Source organism: Bacillus proteolyticus, assembly GCF_001884065.1.
In the GTDB taxonomy this organism is placed as follows: Bacteria; Bacillota; Bacilli; order Bacillales; family Bacillaceae_G; genus Bacillus_A; species Bacillus_A proteolyticus.
Window position 1 is genome coordinate 12,404 of sequence record NZ_MACH01000087.1, and the last position, 16,631, is coordinate 29,034.

Consider the following 16,631-nt stretch of genomic DNA (forward strand, 5'->3'; position numbering starts at 1 on the left):
ACAAGTTTGTAAAGAGTAAAAAACGACGAGTTAAGCCCGCCGTTACTTTCAATCTTCCTCTTCATCAAAAACTTCATCAATCATGCATTTCTCTAATAAATACTCAAATGTAATATCTGCTAGGTCCTCAACTTCTTCTCTTTTTGGGACGTATCCTCTTTCAATTAGTTGCTCATAAAAAAACTCCGCAATCTCTTCCGTATCAATTACGACTTCAATTTCCTTCATGAGCATCACTCCTTTATTTCTGTTTTATGAAAAAATCTCAAAATTATGTATATGAGATTAGAAAAATAGTTTTTCTTTTTTTATAGGTCATATCTTTTGGACGAGGTGCATACGATGGTAGTACAAGCTATCAAAAAGGGGGAAATAATTATGGAATACCAATATGAAGTAGATCAAGAAGTAGGGCAAACAAAAGAAGAGTTCATGCATGAAGATCAATGGGCAGACTCTCTTATTAAATGGCTTTTTATTTTTTTAATAATTGTAGGCATACCTTATACTGCATATGTTGTTGTTCAATTTATTCTCTCTTTCTAGTTAACTATTTTTTCTCTGTCAATTTAACTAAATAATTATGAACAACATCCATAACAATTTTGTATTCTTCATCTTTAAATGTATCGAATAACAAATGATAATCATTATAAATATCTAATAATCCATCAATAATTTCTTGGCGATTCGTCTTTACACTTACTTTTTTCGAATTGTTAATTGACTTCAATTTTCCTAAATCCAATTTATTCATACCAGCTTTATCTTGTTTCATTTTCTTCAAAATTGCATTTGCCGTTTGTGCATTAGCAAGTAATGTTAAATCCGATTCATCAGCTTCTAACCATTCACCATCCGTAATTCGTGACAATTCATATATAGTATCTTCCCATGCATCATTTTTATATCTCCATACTTCTGTACGAAAACCAACAATACGAAAAACATCTTTATCATACCCAGTTACTTGCACGAGATCACCAAACGTAAAGTTATAATTTAATTCAATCCACTCTGTGTCGCCCTTTTTCATTTCTTGCTCTGTTACATGCTGCAGAGTTTGCTCTACATAAAATCCATCGTGATTATTTACTTCGTATACGTAAACTCCATCTAAAATCTTCATATTTGTAACTTTTCCAACGGTTCCATATAGCGTAATCACGACAATGTCCCCTACATTGTATTTAGGTTGTTTTTTCCTTGCCATCTATATCTCTCCTTTTTTTAACGTCGTGATTTTGATAACAGTATATGCAACCTACATAAAAACGCTTATCACAGAAGCTTATATTCATAAATTTTTTCAATAAAAAAGTAGAATGTGTATATAACTCAAAAAAGCTAGTATATATACTAGCTTTTACTTAACATTTATGTTCTAACAGCAAGGCGAACTTTAATAAAAAAACATAAGCAATACTTCACTTTTTTAAAGTAATGTATTCCTTATGTTTTCATTTACGTAGCACTGCAATGTCGTTATCTCTCTTGTATATATAAATCCCATGCTTCATCAAATATAGACATACTTTCTAGCATTCCACTTAACTCTAAATATGAACTAATTTCATCATAGTCTTCAGATTGCTTCGGAAAACTTAAATCATCGTACATCGCCTCTGCTAAATCTGATATTTCATTTTTAAATAAAGCTGCACGGTGCTTCATCATATAATGGTAAAATGTCTTTTTCAAAAATATTCCCTACCTTTCTAACTTGGGTACATTATACAAGGCGAAATAGAAAAAAACCAGCATAAAAGCTGGTTAAAAGTCAAAATAATTCCTTTTTAATAGACGTGGTCTTCCCATCAACTCTTCGTATGTTAGTTGTTTTGGCAAATCTTTCGTATAGATTAAAAACAACTGGTCTTCAATTTCTTTTACCGTATGGTCTGATTGATAATCCATTCCACATGAGGAACAAGTTATACATGGTGTCTCTTGGATTTCAATGGCTTTCGTACCATCTGGTAATTCCCAATATACAGTATTCAAGCTTTCTTTCGCTTCTGTACTGTCACACCACATACAATTCATACTGCGTCACCCTCATTTTTTTTGTCATCTTCTAACTTTGCCATTTGTGCTTGATATTTTTTATCTTTTAATTGATCACGCTTATCACGTTTATCTTTTAAAGAAGCATGCGTTTCATTGACTTCATAATCTTTACGGCGATTCATACGTTGTAAATCATCCGGAACAAGATTAAATTTCTTATCACTCATCAACCCTGCAACGCCGATATCAGAACGTTTCTCTTCATAAGTCGGATAAATCTCTTTAAAGTAGCCTTCTGCTCTTCCTGGGATATAATTTTCTGGTTCTGGATACGTTGTAATAACCCCTTCAAAGTTACGAAGTACAACTTTATCCGCACTTTGTGAAATTAAATAGTTTGGCTGAAGCGCAATTTTTCCGCCTCCGCCCGGCGCATCAACAACGAATGTCGGTACTGCATAACCCGATGTATGTCCACGTAAGCCTTCAATAATTTCAAGACCTTTAGAAACTGGTGCACGGAAATGACCGATACCTTCTGATAGATCACATTGATAAATGTAATATGGACGAACACGAATTTTTACTAAATCGTGCATCAGTTTTTTCATAATTGGAACGCTGTCATTAATTCCAGCTAAGATTACAGCTTGGTTTCCAATTGGAACACCTGCATTTGCAAGCATTTCACATGCTAGTTTCGATTCTTCTGTAATCTCAATAGAAGTGTTAAAATGCGTATTTAACCATACTGGATGGTATTTTTTAATAATGTTACAAAGGTTTTCTGTAATACGTTGCGGGAATACAACTGGTGCTCTCGTTCCGATACGAATAATCTCGACATGCGGGATTGCTCGTAAATTCTTTAATACGTATTCTAAAATTTTATCATTAATTAGAAGTCCATCACCGCCAGAAATTAAAACGTCACGTACTTGTGGTGTTTCACTAATATAAGCAATCGCATCATCTAATTGCTTTTTCGGTACGCCCATCCCAATTTGTCCACTAAAACGACGACGTGTACAGTAACGACAATACATAGAACATTGATTCGTTACTAAAAATAGTACACGGTCTGGATAACGATGCGTTAACCCTGGAACTGGTGAATCTTCATCTTCATGAAGAGGATCTTCTAAATCATATTTTGTTTTATATAACTCTTCCGAAATCGGTACTGATTGCATCCGAATCGGACAGCGTGGGTCATCAGGATTCATTAGCCAAGCATAGTACGGTGTAATGTTTAACGGGATCGTTTTCGTTGAAATTTTAACGCCTTCTTCTTCTTCAGGTGTTAAGTTAATTACTTTCTTTAAATCATCTAAAGTTTTGATCGTATTCGTTAATTGCCAAACCCAATCATTCCATTGTTCTTCTGTAACCTCTTTCCATAATTCAATATCCTTCCAGTGACGATTTGGTTTGTATACATCATGTAACATTGCTATTCCCCCTTTTTATACGCTCATCCTTTATATAAGCAATTGTTATGCCAACTTCGTATTCTTGATAAGTAAATGTGCGAAATACCCTATTATATAGGAGAAAAAATATTTTCAAGTGCAGTAATAACAGAATATTAACTATCATATTCATTACCTTTTATATATGTAAACGCTCTTTTATTGGTGCAAACACACAAAAACCGCCGATTATTCGGCGGTTTTGTCGTACTTGCTCAGTTTATATTGAAGCGTTTGACGCGGAATACCTAACATTTTTGCTGCTTGCAAAATATTCCCTTCCGTTTCAACTAACGCTTGATCTATTAATTCCTTTTCCGTTTGATGTAGAGCTTCCCTAAGCGGTAATATACTTTTCTTCTTCGGAAGTTTCTCTTTCCTAAATGTACGTGGTAAACACTTTGCTGTTAATGAACTCCCTTCCGCGATAATGACAGCATGTTCAATCGTATGTTTTAACTCACGAACATTTCCAGGCCATTGATAAGCTTGTAATCTTTCTTTCGCTTCCTTATCCATTTGAAGTACACCTTTTTTATAACTTTTATTATATTCTTTCAAAAAGTAAGACGCTAATAACAGTACATCCTCAGTTCTTTCACGAAGTGGCGGGATATATAATGAAAACACATTTAATCGATAGTATAAATCAGTGCGGATTTTATTTTCTCTTAAACATACTTCTGGAGGTTGATTCATTGCAGTAATAACGCGAACATCTACTTTTCTCGTCTTATTATCACCAATGCGACGAATAACTCCATCCTCTAATACACGTAGCATTTTCGCTTGTAAATCGAGCGGCATTGAATTCAGTTCATCTAAAAACAATGTTCCTCCATCTACAAGTTCAAACAATCCAGCTCGTTCAATTGCCCCTGTATAGCTTCCTTTTGTCGTTCCAAACAATAAACTTTCTAATAGCGACTCTGGCAAAGCTGCGCAGTTTTGTGCAATAAATGGCTTATTTTTCCGTTTAGAAGCTTCATGAATCGCTTGCACAAATAGCTCTTTCCCTGTTCCCGTTTCACCATATATTAAAACATTTGCATCAGTTGGCGCTACTTTTTGCGCTAATTCTTTCGTCTGTTTAAACCGAGCATCATTAGTTACTATCGTCTCAAACGCAACATGCTTTTTTATCGCTTTTTTGCCAGATGATCGCTTTATTTTTGACTGTAAATCGACTATTGTATCCGTAAGTTTTTGAATTGTAGAATAGTCCTTTGCAATTTCAACAGCACCAGCAATATTTCCATCTATAAAAATAGGTAACGTCGTATTTACCGTACAAACATCTTCTCCATTTAAATTTTGATAATGCTGCGCTTGATGTACAATTGGTTTTTTTGTATCTAATACTTTCATCAATGTACTCGTTTCCCTAGTTAAAGATGGGAACGCTTCTAACAAATGCTTTCCTAACACTTTTTCAATTTTGGATCCATCATGTTTTGCAGCAACTGTATTATAAAAGATCGTAATCCCATTTTCATCCACTGCGTGTATAGCCTCATCAATACTGCCCAAAATCGCTTCAATGACTTCTTGTGTCGAAACTGCTAGCAATGTCATCCCCCCTTTTGCCGAAAATCTGGCAAATGCATGCCGGATTTTCGGCATCCCTCTGTGCGATTATAAGCATGACGATTCCGTTCTATTTTTTTGATGAAATTTGTATATATTTCTATTGCTTATTTATGGTTAAGTAAAACTTTAATCAGTGGGGCTTTATTCATCCCCACTGATTATTATCCCGACTCCCACCTAACTGCTTTGCTTTACAGCCGAATTTTGGAGCGGGAGTCTTACTGATTTCGAATAGCTTGATAAATCTTTCACCCATATATTCATATCTTCCAACTTATCAAAAATGTAGCAATTATTCGCGAGCCTTCCCGTATATGTATAGCCTAATTGATGAAAGGCTGCATTCATACCGAAAGATAGCGAACGAGCAATTGTATAGGAACAAAAAATAGATCTTTCTTGAAGTTCTTCCTCTAACTTAATTAGCAAACTTTTCATAAAACCATGTTTTCGATATTCAGGTAATGTAGCACAATTCGTTAATTCTGCATTACCTTCTTTCACATTCATTTCAGCAGATGCTGTACTAATAATTTTCCCTTTGAATTCATAAACATAGTAAATTGTATCGTCTTCCTTCATCGTCTGCTTTACATAACTCGCTTCATTTAAAGGTGTCGGATAAACTTCAAATACTTTCCCGAAGACAATTGCTAATTCTTCCGCGTCTTCTTCTGTCGCTTTTCTTAACACAAACTCCTCTGGGACTATTTTTTCTTTCACTTCTTTTGCTTTTACACCACTTAAAATGCTATCTTCCTCATTCCAATGAATACTATTTCGTCTTTCATTGGAATGATATTTCACGAAGAAGTACGCATCGTGTCCTTGAAAATAATGAGGTATCGTTGCTTCCAATAAGAAACCGAAAGAGAGCCATGTCGAAACATGCTCTCCCTTTCCTTTAATAATACATTTAGTGAAAGAATGTTTCTCTGCTAATTTATCGATTGTTTGTATAATGCGTTCAACATTTCCTGTATAGTGATCAACTCTAACACGTTTATTAAAATAGTCTAATACCCCTTCTACTGTGTAATACTTTGTCTGTTCACTAAAAGATTCATAGTATTTCATTTCTTCACCTCACACCAATCTAGTAATGTACATGCAATTATTTTCGCGGCAGCAATCATTTTATCAACTTCTATATATTCGTTTGGATAATGTGCTACTTTCGTCTCTCCTGGACCAAATACTATCGTTGGTACGTTAGCGATTTGTGTGAACAAACCTCCATCTGTTCCCCATGGCGATGCTTCTATAATCGGTTCGTTCCCTTCAATTTCAACAAAATTATGCCCAAGCGTTGTAATAAGCGGATGATTTTCTTCTAGTTCACCAGGAACCCATCTCGCTCCAAACCATACTACTTCTACAGGATTTTTTACAAACCAACTATCCACTTCTTTTAATTCACCAATCCAGCCTTCAAACTCTTCTTTTGCTGCCTCTATAGTCTCATTCGGCGCAATACCACATCTTCCTTCTAAAATTAATGAATCGGGAACAGAACTTGGCCAGCTTCCTCCTTCAATTTTCCCAACGTTAATTGGAATCGGAATCGGAATCCCCTTAAATAATGGATCTGTAATTCGACTATTTCTCTTCTCTTCTAATTTTCTCAAATGATCTACAACAAACATACTTTTTTCTATAGCACTTACTCCTTCATAACGTGTACCACCGTGTGCTGCTTTGCCTTTTATATGTAGACGAAACCACATTGACCCTTGTTGTTTCGGAAAAAATTTCATATTCGTCGGCTCAGGAATAATAACGCCATCTGCCTTATACCCTCGTAAAATAGCTGCTAATGTTCCTGCCCCACCGCTCTCTTCTTCTATTACACTTTGAAAATGTATATCACCTTTTAGTTCAATACCACATTCAATAATCGCTTCCATCGCAAGCATAAGTGAGACATTGCCGCCTTTCATATCTGTTGTTCCACGTCCATATATGCGGTTTCCTATTTTCTCTCCACTATACGGATGATGGTCCCACTGATTTACATCCCCTTCTGGCACGACATCAATATGGCCATTTAAAATCATAGATTTCCCTTCGCCACTTCCTTTTAAAGTCGCTACAATGTTCGGGCTATCTGTAAAGCTTGTACGAGGTGATACGAAATAAGGGTGATCTTTTATTTCATTAAAAGCAGGCTCCCAAATGTCGAGGTCTAGACCTAACTCACGCAACTTTTCAATAACAATTGCCTGCGCACCACTTTCATCACCAGATACACTCTTTTCTTGAATTAATCGTGTTAAAAATTTTACGCTCTCTTCTTCATTACGCTCAATATAATCACAAACTTGTTTTTTTAATTGCTCCATATATTACAGCTCCCCTCATTCAATTACTAGTAAATTTGAGCTTATTTGAAAATCAGCCGTCGTATGTCGTTTTACATCTTCTACAGTGTACGGACTCATTAATTCTTGTAAGACAAGTCCACTTGGAGTCACTTCCATTACAGCCATGTCTGTAATAATTAAATCTACACATTTTTTCGAAGTTAATGGCAATGTACATTCCGAAACAATCTTTGCATTTCCGTATTTATCAACATGATTCATCACAACAACGACTCGCTTCGCTTTTTGCGCTAAATCCATCGCTCCTCCAATACCTGGAACGCGTTTTCCTGGTACAATCCAGTTTGCTAAATCACCATTTCCACTTACTTGTAACGAACCAAGTATCGTAACATCAAGTAATCCTTTTCGAATCATTCCAAACGCCATGCAGCTATCGAAATAACTTGCTCCTGTAATAAGAGATGTAGGTAAACCCGCTGCATTACATAAATTCTCATCTTCATTCCCTTTACTTGGCGTTGGTCCCATACCAACAATACCGTTTTCTGCGTGAAACATAACACTCATATCTTCTGGCAAATGATTCGGTACAAGCGATGGAATTCCTATACCTAAATTTACAATCATGCCATTTTGAATTTCTCTCGCTGCACGTCTTGCAATCTTATCTCTCACTTCTACGCCCATACCCATTTCCAATTCACTCCTTCCGATGGCACGATATAATTTACAAATACACCCGGGACGACAATTTCTTCTGGATCTAAACTTCCAAGTGGAACAATTTCTTCTGCTTCTACAATCGTTATGTCCCCAGCCATAGCTACGTGCGGATTCATATTACGAGCGCTTTTATCAAATACCAGATTGCCAAACGGATCCGCTTTTTTCGCATATACAATTGCGACTTCAGCCGTTAAAGCTGTTTCAACTAAATATGTCTTTCCATTCATTTCAATTGTTCGTTTTCCTTCTTCTACAATCGTATCAACACCAACATCAACTAAAATACCACCAAGGCCTACACCACCAGCGCGAATACGCTCTGCTAATGTTCCTTGCGGAGAAAATTCAATTTGCAATCTTCCTTCATTTAATTGTCTTCCCGCATTTGGGTTTGATCCAATATGAGAAGTAACTAAAGATTTAACCCTTTCATTCGTAACAAGACGACCGATTCCTACATCAGGAAATCCAGTATCATTTCCTATTAAATTTAAATTTGTAATGCCTTTATCTAAAACAGCTTGAATTAAAGATGGAGGGGATCCAATCCCTCCAAATCCCCCAAACATTAATGTCATATCATCATGGAACAAAGAAATTACTTCCTCTACTTCTTTTAATTTACCGAATGTATTTGTAATAGTTGTCATGCGATACTATGCCCTCCTTTTTGCATCATCTCTTCCACGCTCTTTACAAAAATTGAAAGTAATTCATCTAACTCGGAATATGTAGTTGTCATTGGTGGTGCAACAAGCAGTGCACTATCCTCTTTTCCTGCTTGCCCTGAAACAGCTTGGTATAAGAGCAATCCATTTTTAGCCGCAACCGAAATAAGTTCCGATGCTTTTGTAAACGGTTGCAATTCTATTCCAATTAGCAATCCTTTTCCACGTACATCGGCAATGATTGTCGATTGCTGCTGAACTTTCTGTAAACCTTTTAATAAATACTCTCCCTTTTCTGCTGTTTTTTCAGGTAGATTATGTTTCTCCATATATTCAATAACAGCTAAAGCCGTTGCTGCAGACAATGGATTTGCACTAAGCGTATGCCCGCTCATTACAGAACGTGATCCACGTAAAATCGGCTCCATAACACGGTCACTTACAACTGTCGCTGCCATTGGTGTATAACCCGCTCCTAGCCCCTTACCAAGCGTCATAATATCCGGTTCTACACCCCAGTGCTCCATCGCAAACCATGCACCAGTACGGCCAAGTCCAGTCATTACTTCATCTGCAATAAATAATATATCGTAATGACTACAAATATCTTTAATTACTTTATAATATTCTTTCGGCGGGACAATCGCGCCTCCAGCAGCTCCAATAATCGGTTCAGCGATAAAAGCTGCAATATGTTCTGCACCAATTCGGTCAATCGCTCTTTCTAGTTCAGTCGCACAAGCAAGCTGACAAGTTGGATATACCTTCTGTACAGGGCATCTGAAACAGTAAGGAGCTGGAATAGTTGGATAATCTTCTAAAATAGATACGAAACGTTGTCTACGTAGCGGATGCCCAGACATAGATAAAGCTCCCATCGTAATACCATGATAGCTCATCCATCGTGACAAAATTTTATGTTTCCCTTGAATACCGCGCTCCTGAAAATGCTGAATTGCGATTTTCATAGCTGTTTCATTTGCTTCCGTACCACTATTTACAAAAAAGCTCCAGTTCAAATCTCCTACACTTAAATCACTTAACTTCTTCGCTAATTTTTCAGCTGGTTCACTCGTAAACTGTGACCTATATACGAAAGCAATCTCCTCTGCTTGCTTTTTAATAACATCTGCAATCTCCTTTACGCCATGCCCAATACCTGCCGTAATTGCTCCTGACGAACCATCAAAATATTTATTTCCGTTTTGATCATACAAATATACACCTTTTCCATGTGAAATCATTGGATACGGCTGACCAACAAGTGGTTTAATTAAGTAATCGCGCATAGCGCTCCCCCATTTCTCCAATTTGTATATATATATGAAGAAAATTGACGTTTCTTTCATAAAAAAGAACCCTCTGCAAAAGCAGTGAATTTATCAAAAAACTATTATAAAATATACAAATGAGTGCAAAATATTAGTTTAAAAACAGAAAATTCAGAACTTAAATTGAAGACCAACCCTTATCTGTACGCTTAAACACCCCTCCTTGACTTAAGATAACAACAAATTAAATGCTTTTTTAACATAATATCAGCTTCCCTCAATTGCCGACATTGTGTAAACTTCGACGGAACTCCCGTTATTCTCCTTCCTAATATCCTACTTTATATTGCATATTTTCAAACAAAATTCGACATTTCACTTCACTACATAGATAACCACAATTATCGTAACTATTACTAAACAAGTAGTACCATCTATTTAAAACAAAAAAAAGAACCGATTAACCACAGTAATCAGTTCGGCACGACGCTCTTTTATCTGATATTACCTTTTTCAGCCAGTTCACTTATTGGGAATAGAAATACTTATAGTGCAAATCCAACATTTGTACTACAGCCTAAAGCACGAAATCCTCCATAACTAAATTCACACTACATACCCGGGATTATCCACATCCCTATTGTTCTCCTTCCTTCAAACTCAAACTACCTTTCCTTTATAAATTATGTAGGACAATTACCGATTTGTATGTGTGTTTGCCTATAAATAAAAAAATCCCTATTTTAACTTTTCCTTTCAGAAAAACAGTTTTTTTCGCATATCTTCTTTCCAGCTCCGCATATAGTTGTAATGATGAAGGAGGAATGTTTTATGACTCAATCCGAAATTGAAAAATACGGACAAGAAGCTGCACGTTACGAACAACTCGCTCGTTACTACCAATATAGCAATCCTAAAAAGTATGTGGAACTCTATATGAAATACCATGATGCAATTACAAAACTTGTACAAGCATATGAAAAGAGAGATTCACAAGAAGCGACTTTGCCGTCACATATGAGAATTTTCCACACAGCTCCCCACACACCAGCAGTTGATATTATTGTAAATGGACAAAAAGTGATTAAAAATATTTCCTTTAAACAATTAAGTCCTTACTTATCATTAGTACAAGGTAAATACCGTATTGATATTGTCCCTGTTGGAAACGAAACTCCAATATTCTCAGCATTAGTACCCATAATGGGGAATCACACTTATACCCTTGCAGCGGTGGATAGCGATAATCACCTCCAATTACAACCTATTCTTGATAATACTCATTTACCATCTGGTCAAGCAAAAATACGGTTTGCACATTTTTCACCAGACACTCCAGTTGTAAATGTTAATTTGAAAGATGGGGATCATTTATTTGAAAATGTACTCTTTAAACAAGTAACAGATTTTTTACAAGTTAGCCCTGGTACAGCAGATATTGAAGTTTCACTTGCTGATTCAAAAAAAGTACTATTAACCATTCCTAAGTTCAACGTTGAACCAAATTCAATTTACACAATTTCAATAATAGGTTATTCAACTGAGGACCCAAAGTTAGAGGCCGTTATACTTACAAATTAAAACAGTCTACACCATTCGTATGGTGTAGACTGTTTACTTTTGAAACTCAATTTGAAATTCTGTCCAGTCGTTATTCGAACGACACAATATGGATCCTTTATGCTTTTCTACAATTTGTTTACATACAAATAGTCCAATGCCAGTTCCTAGCTTTTTAGTAGTTACAAATGGCTCAAAAATGGTTTCTACGCTTTCCGCTGGAATCATAGGCCCATTATTTTTTATAACAATGCGAATAGTGGTATCCTCTTCAAATACATCAATGACAATTTTCCGCTCTTCTTTCACCGATTCAAGAGCATCAATTGAATTCATTAAAATATTTAAAAATACTTGTCTCACTTCACTCCGGTAGCCAATGAGTGGAATAGGATACGGCAAATTTTTTTCAATCAAAACATTTGCATTTACTAAACTTGGATACAAGAATTGTATAATATCTTGAAACAAGTCATTTAGCCAAAAACGTTCAGATTCATTCCACATTTCTTTTTTCGACACAAGTAAAAATTGTGAAATCCTAAAATTCAATTGATCTAATTCATGTGAAATAATATCTAAATACGATAGATTAGGATGGTCTGTCTTCAATAACTTTACAAATCCCATAATTGAAGTTAGCGGATTACGAAATTCATGGACAAAACTAGCCGACATTTGCCCTAGAATCGTAAGCCTTTCTTTATGTGTTTCGTTTATATATTGCTGTTTTTCTTCTAAATTTCTCGTTATAATTTCTGAGTATTTTAAAACGGTATAATAAATTAATTTGTCAAAACAAGTATGTATTTTGGCCATAATCGGTTTCAGTTCACGAGCGCTTACATCCAATTCGCACATTGCTTCAAAAAGTTCATTTCTCCCCACATTTGCATTATAGACAAAATCTCCAATATTCGCATCTGCCCCTGCACGCTCAATGGCAATTTTCTCACATAATGGTTGAAGATAATTAATATCTTTATCTTCCATAACAAGTTCGATAATTAACTCTAATAAATCTTCTCCATTTTGAACTACTTCTTGTTTAAATGGATCTTTTTCGGAAATTATCATTTTGTTTTTCCAGTTCTCTACGAATTGGTGCTTGTTGTTTTTCAAGTGCGAACAAAATACTTCTTTAATATCCTTATCGATTGGAAAAACCTCCATTCCCTCCATTTCCATACGACGAATACCCTTTATATTTTGAATATTAACACAAAAAATACATTTCGTTAATAGATTATTGTCACATTTTGTTAATTTCTGTTGATAAAATTTATTTTTCCTTTCTTATTAAATAAGTTTTATTCATATATCTCTTTTTCTTTCTCATTTTTCAATTATTTTTCTGTTCAAAACTACTTTTTTTTGCATCCTTTTTAATTCTTGCGTACAATAAGAATTGAAAGGTGTGAAAAATATGGTAAATAAAAATGTGGAAGATTATCTCCAAGAAGGCATATATGGCCAAAAGCAAAACAAACCAGAAGAACGTAATATGTACTTAACTACATTACGTGAGCGTGTAGAAGTCGCTTTAACAATCGGTCAAGTAATGCAAAGTAATGTGTATACAGAAGTAACGGGTAGCATGCGTTCTTCTCAATCATTACAACTATTCCTAAATGGTAGCATTGCTTACCCACATTTATCAAAATACATTAAATTAGCAAATGAAAAAAATGTTCCTTTTACAATTGTTCAAAATAAAGGTACAGAAACACCAATCGGTTTAGTACTATCTCATAGCACTGCTGTTGACAAAGAACAAATTTATGTAGAAGATGCTATTTTCAAACAAGAAATGAAGTAAAAGGTACACTTGATTAAATGAAATCGTTCCGAGAAACGTAAAACAAACAATAAAAAACGAGTATGGAATCGTAAACATTTCCTGCTCGTTTTTTATTGCGATGTTTCAGCTCGATCTACTTTATTTTTTAATACACACTAATTTCATTTCTGTCATTTCTTCTACTGCATATTTAATTCCTTCACGACCTGTGCCACTCTCTTTCACACCACCATAAGGCATATGATCAACCCTGAACGTTGGAATATCATTAATCATGACACCACCGACTTCTAATTCATCAATGGCACGCATTGCTTTACATAAATTGTTTGTAAATACACCTGCTTGTAGACCGTAACGTGAATTATTTACTTGCTCTATAGCCCCATCAAATTCTTTAAATGTATTTACTGTCATGAGTGGACCAAATACTTCTTGGCACTGAACAGATACATACTCTGGAACATTTGTTAATACAGTTGGTTCAAAGATCCTTGCATCACGTTTGTTACCACCGTATACAACATTTGCTCCTGCCTTAACTGCCTCTTCTACCCATGAACTTACACGTTCTACATCTTTTTTTGAAATAAGTGCTGATACATCTGTTTCTTCATGAAGCGGGTCTCCTACTACAACGTTTTCCATTGCTTTTGTTAATTTTGTAATAAATTCACCTATTTTGCATTCATGTACAAAAACACGTTGTACAGAAATACAAACTTGTCCATTATTCACAAACGCGCCCCATTTTATACGTTCAATTATTTCATCTGTCAATTCAACGTCTTCATCAATGATAACAGCAGCATTTGATCCTAATTCTAATGTCACTCGTTTCAATCCAGCTTTTTGCTTAATTCCAATACCTACTTTTGGACTTCCTGTAAAAGTAATACAAGCAACGTTCTCATCTTTCACTAATGCCTCACCTACTACAGGTCCAGGTCCAGAAATTATATTGAAAGCTCCCTTTGGTAAACCAGCTTCTTCAAATAATTCCACCAATGCGTATGACGAAAGTGGCGTTTGGTCGGCTGGCTTTAGCACTATAGTATTTCCAGCCGCAATTGCCGGACCTACTTTATGTGCTACTAAATTAAGTGGAAAATTAAACGGTGTAATAGCACCAATAACTCCTATAGGTTGTCGAATTGTATACGCTATACGACCCTCTGCTCCTGGCGCCGCATCTAATGGTAACGTCTCACCATATATTCGCTTCGCTTCTTCAGCTGCAAACTTATATGTTTGAACAGTGCGATCTACTTCTCCCCGTGCAGCACGAATTGGTTTTGCTGCTTCTTTTGCGATAATGACTGCAAACTCTTCTCTTCTCTCATCCATTTTTTGTGCAACCTTTTCTAAAATAGTTGCGCGATCGTATGCAGATAATTTTTTCATTTCTTTCATTGCATTTTTAGCCGAAACTATCGCTTCTTTTACAACATCTTCTGTACCTTGCGCGATCTCCGCTAACATTTCTTCAGAATATGGTGCATACAATGGTTTATACGTCCCTACTGATTTCCATACCCCATTTATATATAAATGCTTTTTCATAGTGGTTCTCCTTCCGAATATATGTATACAATAATACATTACATTTATTTCACCTAGTGAAAGGTCTGCCTTATGTAATTGTATCATAGCCCTAACACCCCAAAAAACATTTTGCTCAAAAAAACTCTGCTACAAAGCAGAGTTTACGAACTAATTTGTTCTTGGAGCGGAATTTTTTTTTCATCCCCCACAATAACAATCGATTCTGAAGGTTTCGTTACTTCCAACCTCTTAATATAGTGCCCATCTAATTCCTTCACACAAAACTTATAGTTTTCAATTTCAATGGTATCTCCTTCGGCGATCTCAATATTTTTCGTTAGTATCCAGCCGCCGATCGTATCGACATCATCGTCGTCAATAGTCAAACCTAATAATGCATTCACTTCACTAACAAGTACTTTTCCTTCTAAAATTGTTTTCGTCTCACTAACTTGTTGGATTTCCGGTTGTTCATCAGTATCGAACTCATCTTGAATATCCCCTACAATCTCTTCTAAAATATCTTCAACGGTTACAAGACCTGATGTACCACCATATTCATCAATTAATATAGCAATATGCGTCCTTTCCCTTTGCATTTTTAAAAATAGATCATGAATTGGGATAGATTCAATTACTAGAATAATTGGCCTAATATATTGCTCCACTGTCTTTTCACTAATAACTCGATGCTTCACAAAATCTGTAAATATATCTTTAAAATTCACAAAGCCTATTACATGGTCCTTATCACCATCAACTACCGGATACCTCGTATATTTTTCATGAGACATTTTTTGTAAGGCCTCTTCGGCAGGCATTTCTTTATTTAAAATATTCATTTCTGTTCGTGGTACCATTATTTCTTTCGCAATACGATCGTCAAATTCAAATATTTTATTTACATATTTATATTCAGATTGATTAATCTCACCGTTTTTATAACTTTCTGAAACCAACAACCGCAATTCTTCTTCTGAATGCACTTCGTCATGCTTTTTTGGTGGTTTCAATCCAAAAAATTTCGTAATTAGCCGAGCTGATCCATTTAAAAGCCAAATGAATGGGAATGCAATACGATAAAACAAAATGAGTGGCTTAACAACAAAGAAACTCACTTGTTCTGCTTTTTGAATCGCCAATGTTTTTGGAGCTAACTCTCCTACTACCACATGAAAAAATGTGATAAACAAAAACACTAAAATTATAGCCAGAATATCTGCGAGTTGAGTGGGGACATTCCAATTAGCAAACAACACATCAAACATGTGCTTTAGCGCAGGTTTACCAGACCACCCAATCCCAAGAGCTGTAACAGTTATTCCTAACTGACAAGCTGATAAATATTCGTCTAAGTTTGTAATGACTGTTTTGACAGATATTGCACGATTATTTCCTTCTGCAATTAAATAGTCAATTCGTGAACTCCTCACTTTAACAATTGCAAATTCTGCTGCAACGAAAAATGCCGTTAAGGCAATTAAAACAATCACTATGCTTATACTATATATATCCAAATACTTTTCCTTACTTACAGTGTAAGCAAGGAAGCCACCTCCTACTTAAATTTATTCAAGTGAAGTAAGCATTCTTATACTCTAATAAAATTCTACATTAGCAACCACCTTTTTATATATTATATGCATACATAAAAAAGATAT

General features: G+C 35.4%; 17 protein-coding genes. 3 read left to right on the top strand and 14 right to left on the bottom strand.

Going from position 1 to position 16,631, the window contains the following annotated elements; translation table 11 throughout:
* Positions 1 to 48: 48 nt before the first annotated feature.
* A complete protein-coding gene (locus BAQ49_RS14080) occupies positions 49 to 228 on the bottom strand; it encodes a YozD family protein (RefSeq protein WP_000658453.1) in 180 nt (59 codons plus the stop codon).
* A gap of 150 nt (positions 229 to 378) precedes the next feature.
* Between BAQ49_RS14080 and BAQ49_RS14085 the strand changes: the two genes are divergently transcribed.
* Positions 379 to 546 carry a DUF3930 family protein gene (locus BAQ49_RS14085; RefSeq protein ID WP_000456534.1) on the top strand — a complete coding sequence of 56 codons (168 nt, stop codon included), beginning with the start codon at positions 379 to 381 and terminating at the stop codon, positions 544 to 546.
* A gap of 4 nt (positions 547 to 550) precedes the next feature.
* On the opposite strand, the gene BAQ49_RS14090 is transcribed toward BAQ49_RS14085, so the two are convergent.
* The 10 genes from BAQ49_RS14090 to BAQ49_RS14135 form a co-directional block, all read right to left on the bottom strand.
* Positions 551 to 1,213, bottom strand: coding sequence for a germination protein YodN (locus BAQ49_RS14090; RefSeq protein ID WP_071745819.1), 663 nt, complete (start codon positions 1,211 to 1,213; stop codon positions 551 to 553).
* A gap of 272 nt (positions 1,214 to 1,485) precedes the next feature.
* Positions 1,486 to 1,701 carry a YozE family protein gene (locus BAQ49_RS14095; protein ID WP_071745820.1) on the bottom strand — a complete coding sequence of 72 codons (216 nt, stop codon included), beginning with the start codon at positions 1,699 to 1,701 and terminating at the stop codon, positions 1,486 to 1,488.
* 72 nt (positions 1,702 to 1,773) lie between these two features.
* Complete coding sequence (locus BAQ49_RS14100) at positions 1,774 to 2,046, bottom strand: YokU family protein (RefSeq protein ID WP_002119088.1); 273 nt, start codon at positions 2,044 to 2,046, stop codon at positions 1,774 to 1,776.
* Positions 2,043 to 3,461: a lysine 2,3-aminomutase gene (gene kamA, locus BAQ49_RS14105; RefSeq protein ID WP_071745821.1), complete on the bottom strand. Its 1,419-nt coding sequence runs from the start codon at positions 3,459 to 3,461 to the stop codon at positions 2,043 to 2,045. The genes BAQ49_RS14100 and kamA overlap by 4 nt, the downstream gene beginning before the upstream one ends.
* Before the next feature lie 210 nt (positions 3,462 to 3,671).
* Positions 3,672 to 5,057, bottom strand: a complete 1,386-nt coding sequence (rocR, locus tag BAQ49_RS14110; protein WP_084667432.1) for an arginine utilization transcriptional regulator RocR — start codon at positions 5,055 to 5,057, stop codon at positions 3,672 to 3,674.
* A gap of 192 nt (positions 5,058 to 5,249) precedes the next feature.
* Positions 5,250 to 6,149, bottom strand: coding sequence for a putative beta-lysine N-acetyltransferase (gene ablB / locus BAQ49_RS14115; protein WP_071745823.1), 900 nt, complete (start codon positions 6,147 to 6,149; stop codon positions 5,250 to 5,252).
* Positions 6,146 to 7,414, bottom strand: coding sequence for a peptidase (locus BAQ49_RS14120; protein WP_071745824.1), 1,269 nt, complete (start codon positions 7,412 to 7,414; stop codon positions 6,146 to 6,148). Before BAQ49_RS14120 ends, ablB begins: the two co-directional genes overlap by 4 nt.
* 15 nt (positions 7,415 to 7,429) lie before the next feature.
* Positions 7,430 to 8,092 (bottom strand): CoA transferase subunit B, encoded by a 663-nt coding sequence (locus BAQ49_RS14125; RefSeq protein WP_071745825.1) that lies wholly within the window; start codon positions 8,090 to 8,092, stop codon positions 7,430 to 7,432.
* A complete protein-coding gene (gene atoD / locus BAQ49_RS14130; protein WP_071745826.1) occupies positions 8,077 to 8,775 on the bottom strand; it encodes an acetate CoA-transferase subunit alpha in 699 nt (232 codons plus the stop codon). Before atoD ends, BAQ49_RS14125 begins: the two co-directional genes overlap by 16 nt.
* The gene (locus tag BAQ49_RS14135; protein ID WP_001205875.1) at positions 8,772 to 10,082 is read right to left on the bottom strand and encodes an aspartate aminotransferase family protein; all 1,311 of its coding nucleotides are present in this window, start codon (positions 10,080 to 10,082) and stop codon (positions 8,772 to 8,774) included. Before BAQ49_RS14135 ends, atoD begins: the two co-directional genes overlap by 4 nt.
* A gap of 813 nt (positions 10,083 to 10,895) precedes the next feature.
* On the opposite strand from BAQ49_RS14135, the gene BAQ49_RS14140 reads away from it, so the two are divergent.
* Entirely contained in the window at positions 10,896 to 11,645 is a 750-nt protein-coding gene (locus BAQ49_RS14140) for a DUF4397 domain-containing protein (protein WP_071745827.1), read from the top strand.
* Between the two features lie 33 nt (positions 11,646 to 11,678).
* Here the strand turns inward: BAQ49_RS14140 and BAQ49_RS14145 are convergent, their stop codons facing one another.
* Complete coding sequence (locus tag BAQ49_RS14145; protein ID WP_083596024.1) at positions 11,679 to 12,812, bottom strand: BA2291 family sporulation histidine kinase; 1,134 nt, start codon at positions 12,810 to 12,812, stop codon at positions 11,679 to 11,681.
* A 238-nt stretch (positions 12,813 to 13,050) separates the two neighbouring features.
* Here BAQ49_RS14145 and BAQ49_RS14150 point away from each other — a divergent pair, with 238 nt between their 5' ends.
* Positions 13,051 to 13,443, top strand: coding sequence for a YueI family protein (locus BAQ49_RS14150; protein ID WP_071745828.1), 393 nt, complete (start codon positions 13,051 to 13,053; stop codon positions 13,441 to 13,443).
* Positions 13,444 to 13,563: 120 nt separating this feature from the next.
* Here the strand turns inward: BAQ49_RS14150 and BAQ49_RS14155 are convergent, their stop codons facing one another.
* Entirely contained in the window at positions 13,564 to 14,988 is a 1,425-nt protein-coding gene (locus BAQ49_RS14155; RefSeq protein ID WP_071745829.1) for an aldehyde dehydrogenase family protein, read from the bottom strand.
* Positions 14,989 to 15,131: 143 nt separating this feature from the next.
* Entirely contained in the window at positions 15,132 to 16,487 is a 1,356-nt protein-coding gene (locus BAQ49_RS14160) for a hemolysin family protein (protein ID WP_071745830.1), read from the bottom strand.
* Positions 16,488 to 16,631: the final 144 nt, after the last annotated feature.

Coding starts and splice junctions, on each gene's coding strand:
- BAQ49_RS14080 (WP_000658453.1), bottom strand. CDS start 228: ATGAAGGAAATTGAAGTCGTAATTGATACGGAAGAGATTGCGGAGTTT.
- BAQ49_RS14085 (WP_000456534.1), top strand. CDS start 379: ATGGAATACCAATATGAAGTAGATCAAGAAGTAGGGCAAACAAAAGAA.
- BAQ49_RS14090 (WP_071745819.1), bottom strand. CDS start 1,213: ATGGCAAGGAAAAAACAACCTAAATACAATGTAGGGGACATTGTCGTG.
- BAQ49_RS14100 (WP_002119088.1), bottom strand. CDS start 2,046: ATGAATTGTATGTGGTGTGACAGTACAGAAGCGAAAGAAAGCTTGAAT.
- kamA (WP_071745821.1), bottom strand. CDS start 3,461: ATGTTACATGATGTATACAAACCAAATCGTCACTGGAAGGATATTGAA.
- rocR (WP_084667432.1), bottom strand. CDS start 5,057: ATGACATTGCTAGCAGTTTCGACACAAGAAGTCATTGAAGCGATTTTG.
- ablB (WP_071745823.1), bottom strand. CDS start 6,149: ATGAAATACTATGAATCTTTTAGTGAACAGACAAAGTATTACACAGTA.
- BAQ49_RS14120 (WP_071745824.1), bottom strand. CDS start 7,414: ATGGAGCAATTAAAAAAACAAGTTTGTGATTATATTGAGCGTAATGAA.
- BAQ49_RS14125 (WP_071745825.1), bottom strand. CDS start 8,092: ATGGGTATGGGCGTAGAAGTGAGAGATAAGATTGCAAGACGTGCAGCG.
- atoD (WP_071745826.1), bottom strand. CDS start 8,775: ATGACAACTATTACAAATACATTCGGTAAATTAAAAGAAGTAGAGGAA.
- BAQ49_RS14135 (WP_001205875.1), bottom strand. CDS start 10,082: ATGCGCGATTACTTAATTAAACCACTTGTTGGTCAGCCGTATCCAATG.
- BAQ49_RS14140 (WP_071745827.1), top strand. CDS start 10,896: ATGACTCAATCCGAAATTGAAAAATACGGACAAGAAGCTGCACGTTAC.
- BAQ49_RS14145 (WP_083596024.1), bottom strand. CDS start 12,812: ATGGAAATGGAGGGAATGGAGGTTTTTCCAATCGATAAGGATATTAAA.
- BAQ49_RS14150 (WP_071745828.1), top strand. CDS start 13,051: ATGGTAAATAAAAATGTGGAAGATTATCTCCAAGAAGGCATATATGGC.
- BAQ49_RS14155 (WP_071745829.1), bottom strand. CDS start 14,988: ATGAAAAAGCATTTATATATAAATGGGGTATGGAAATCAGTAGGGACG.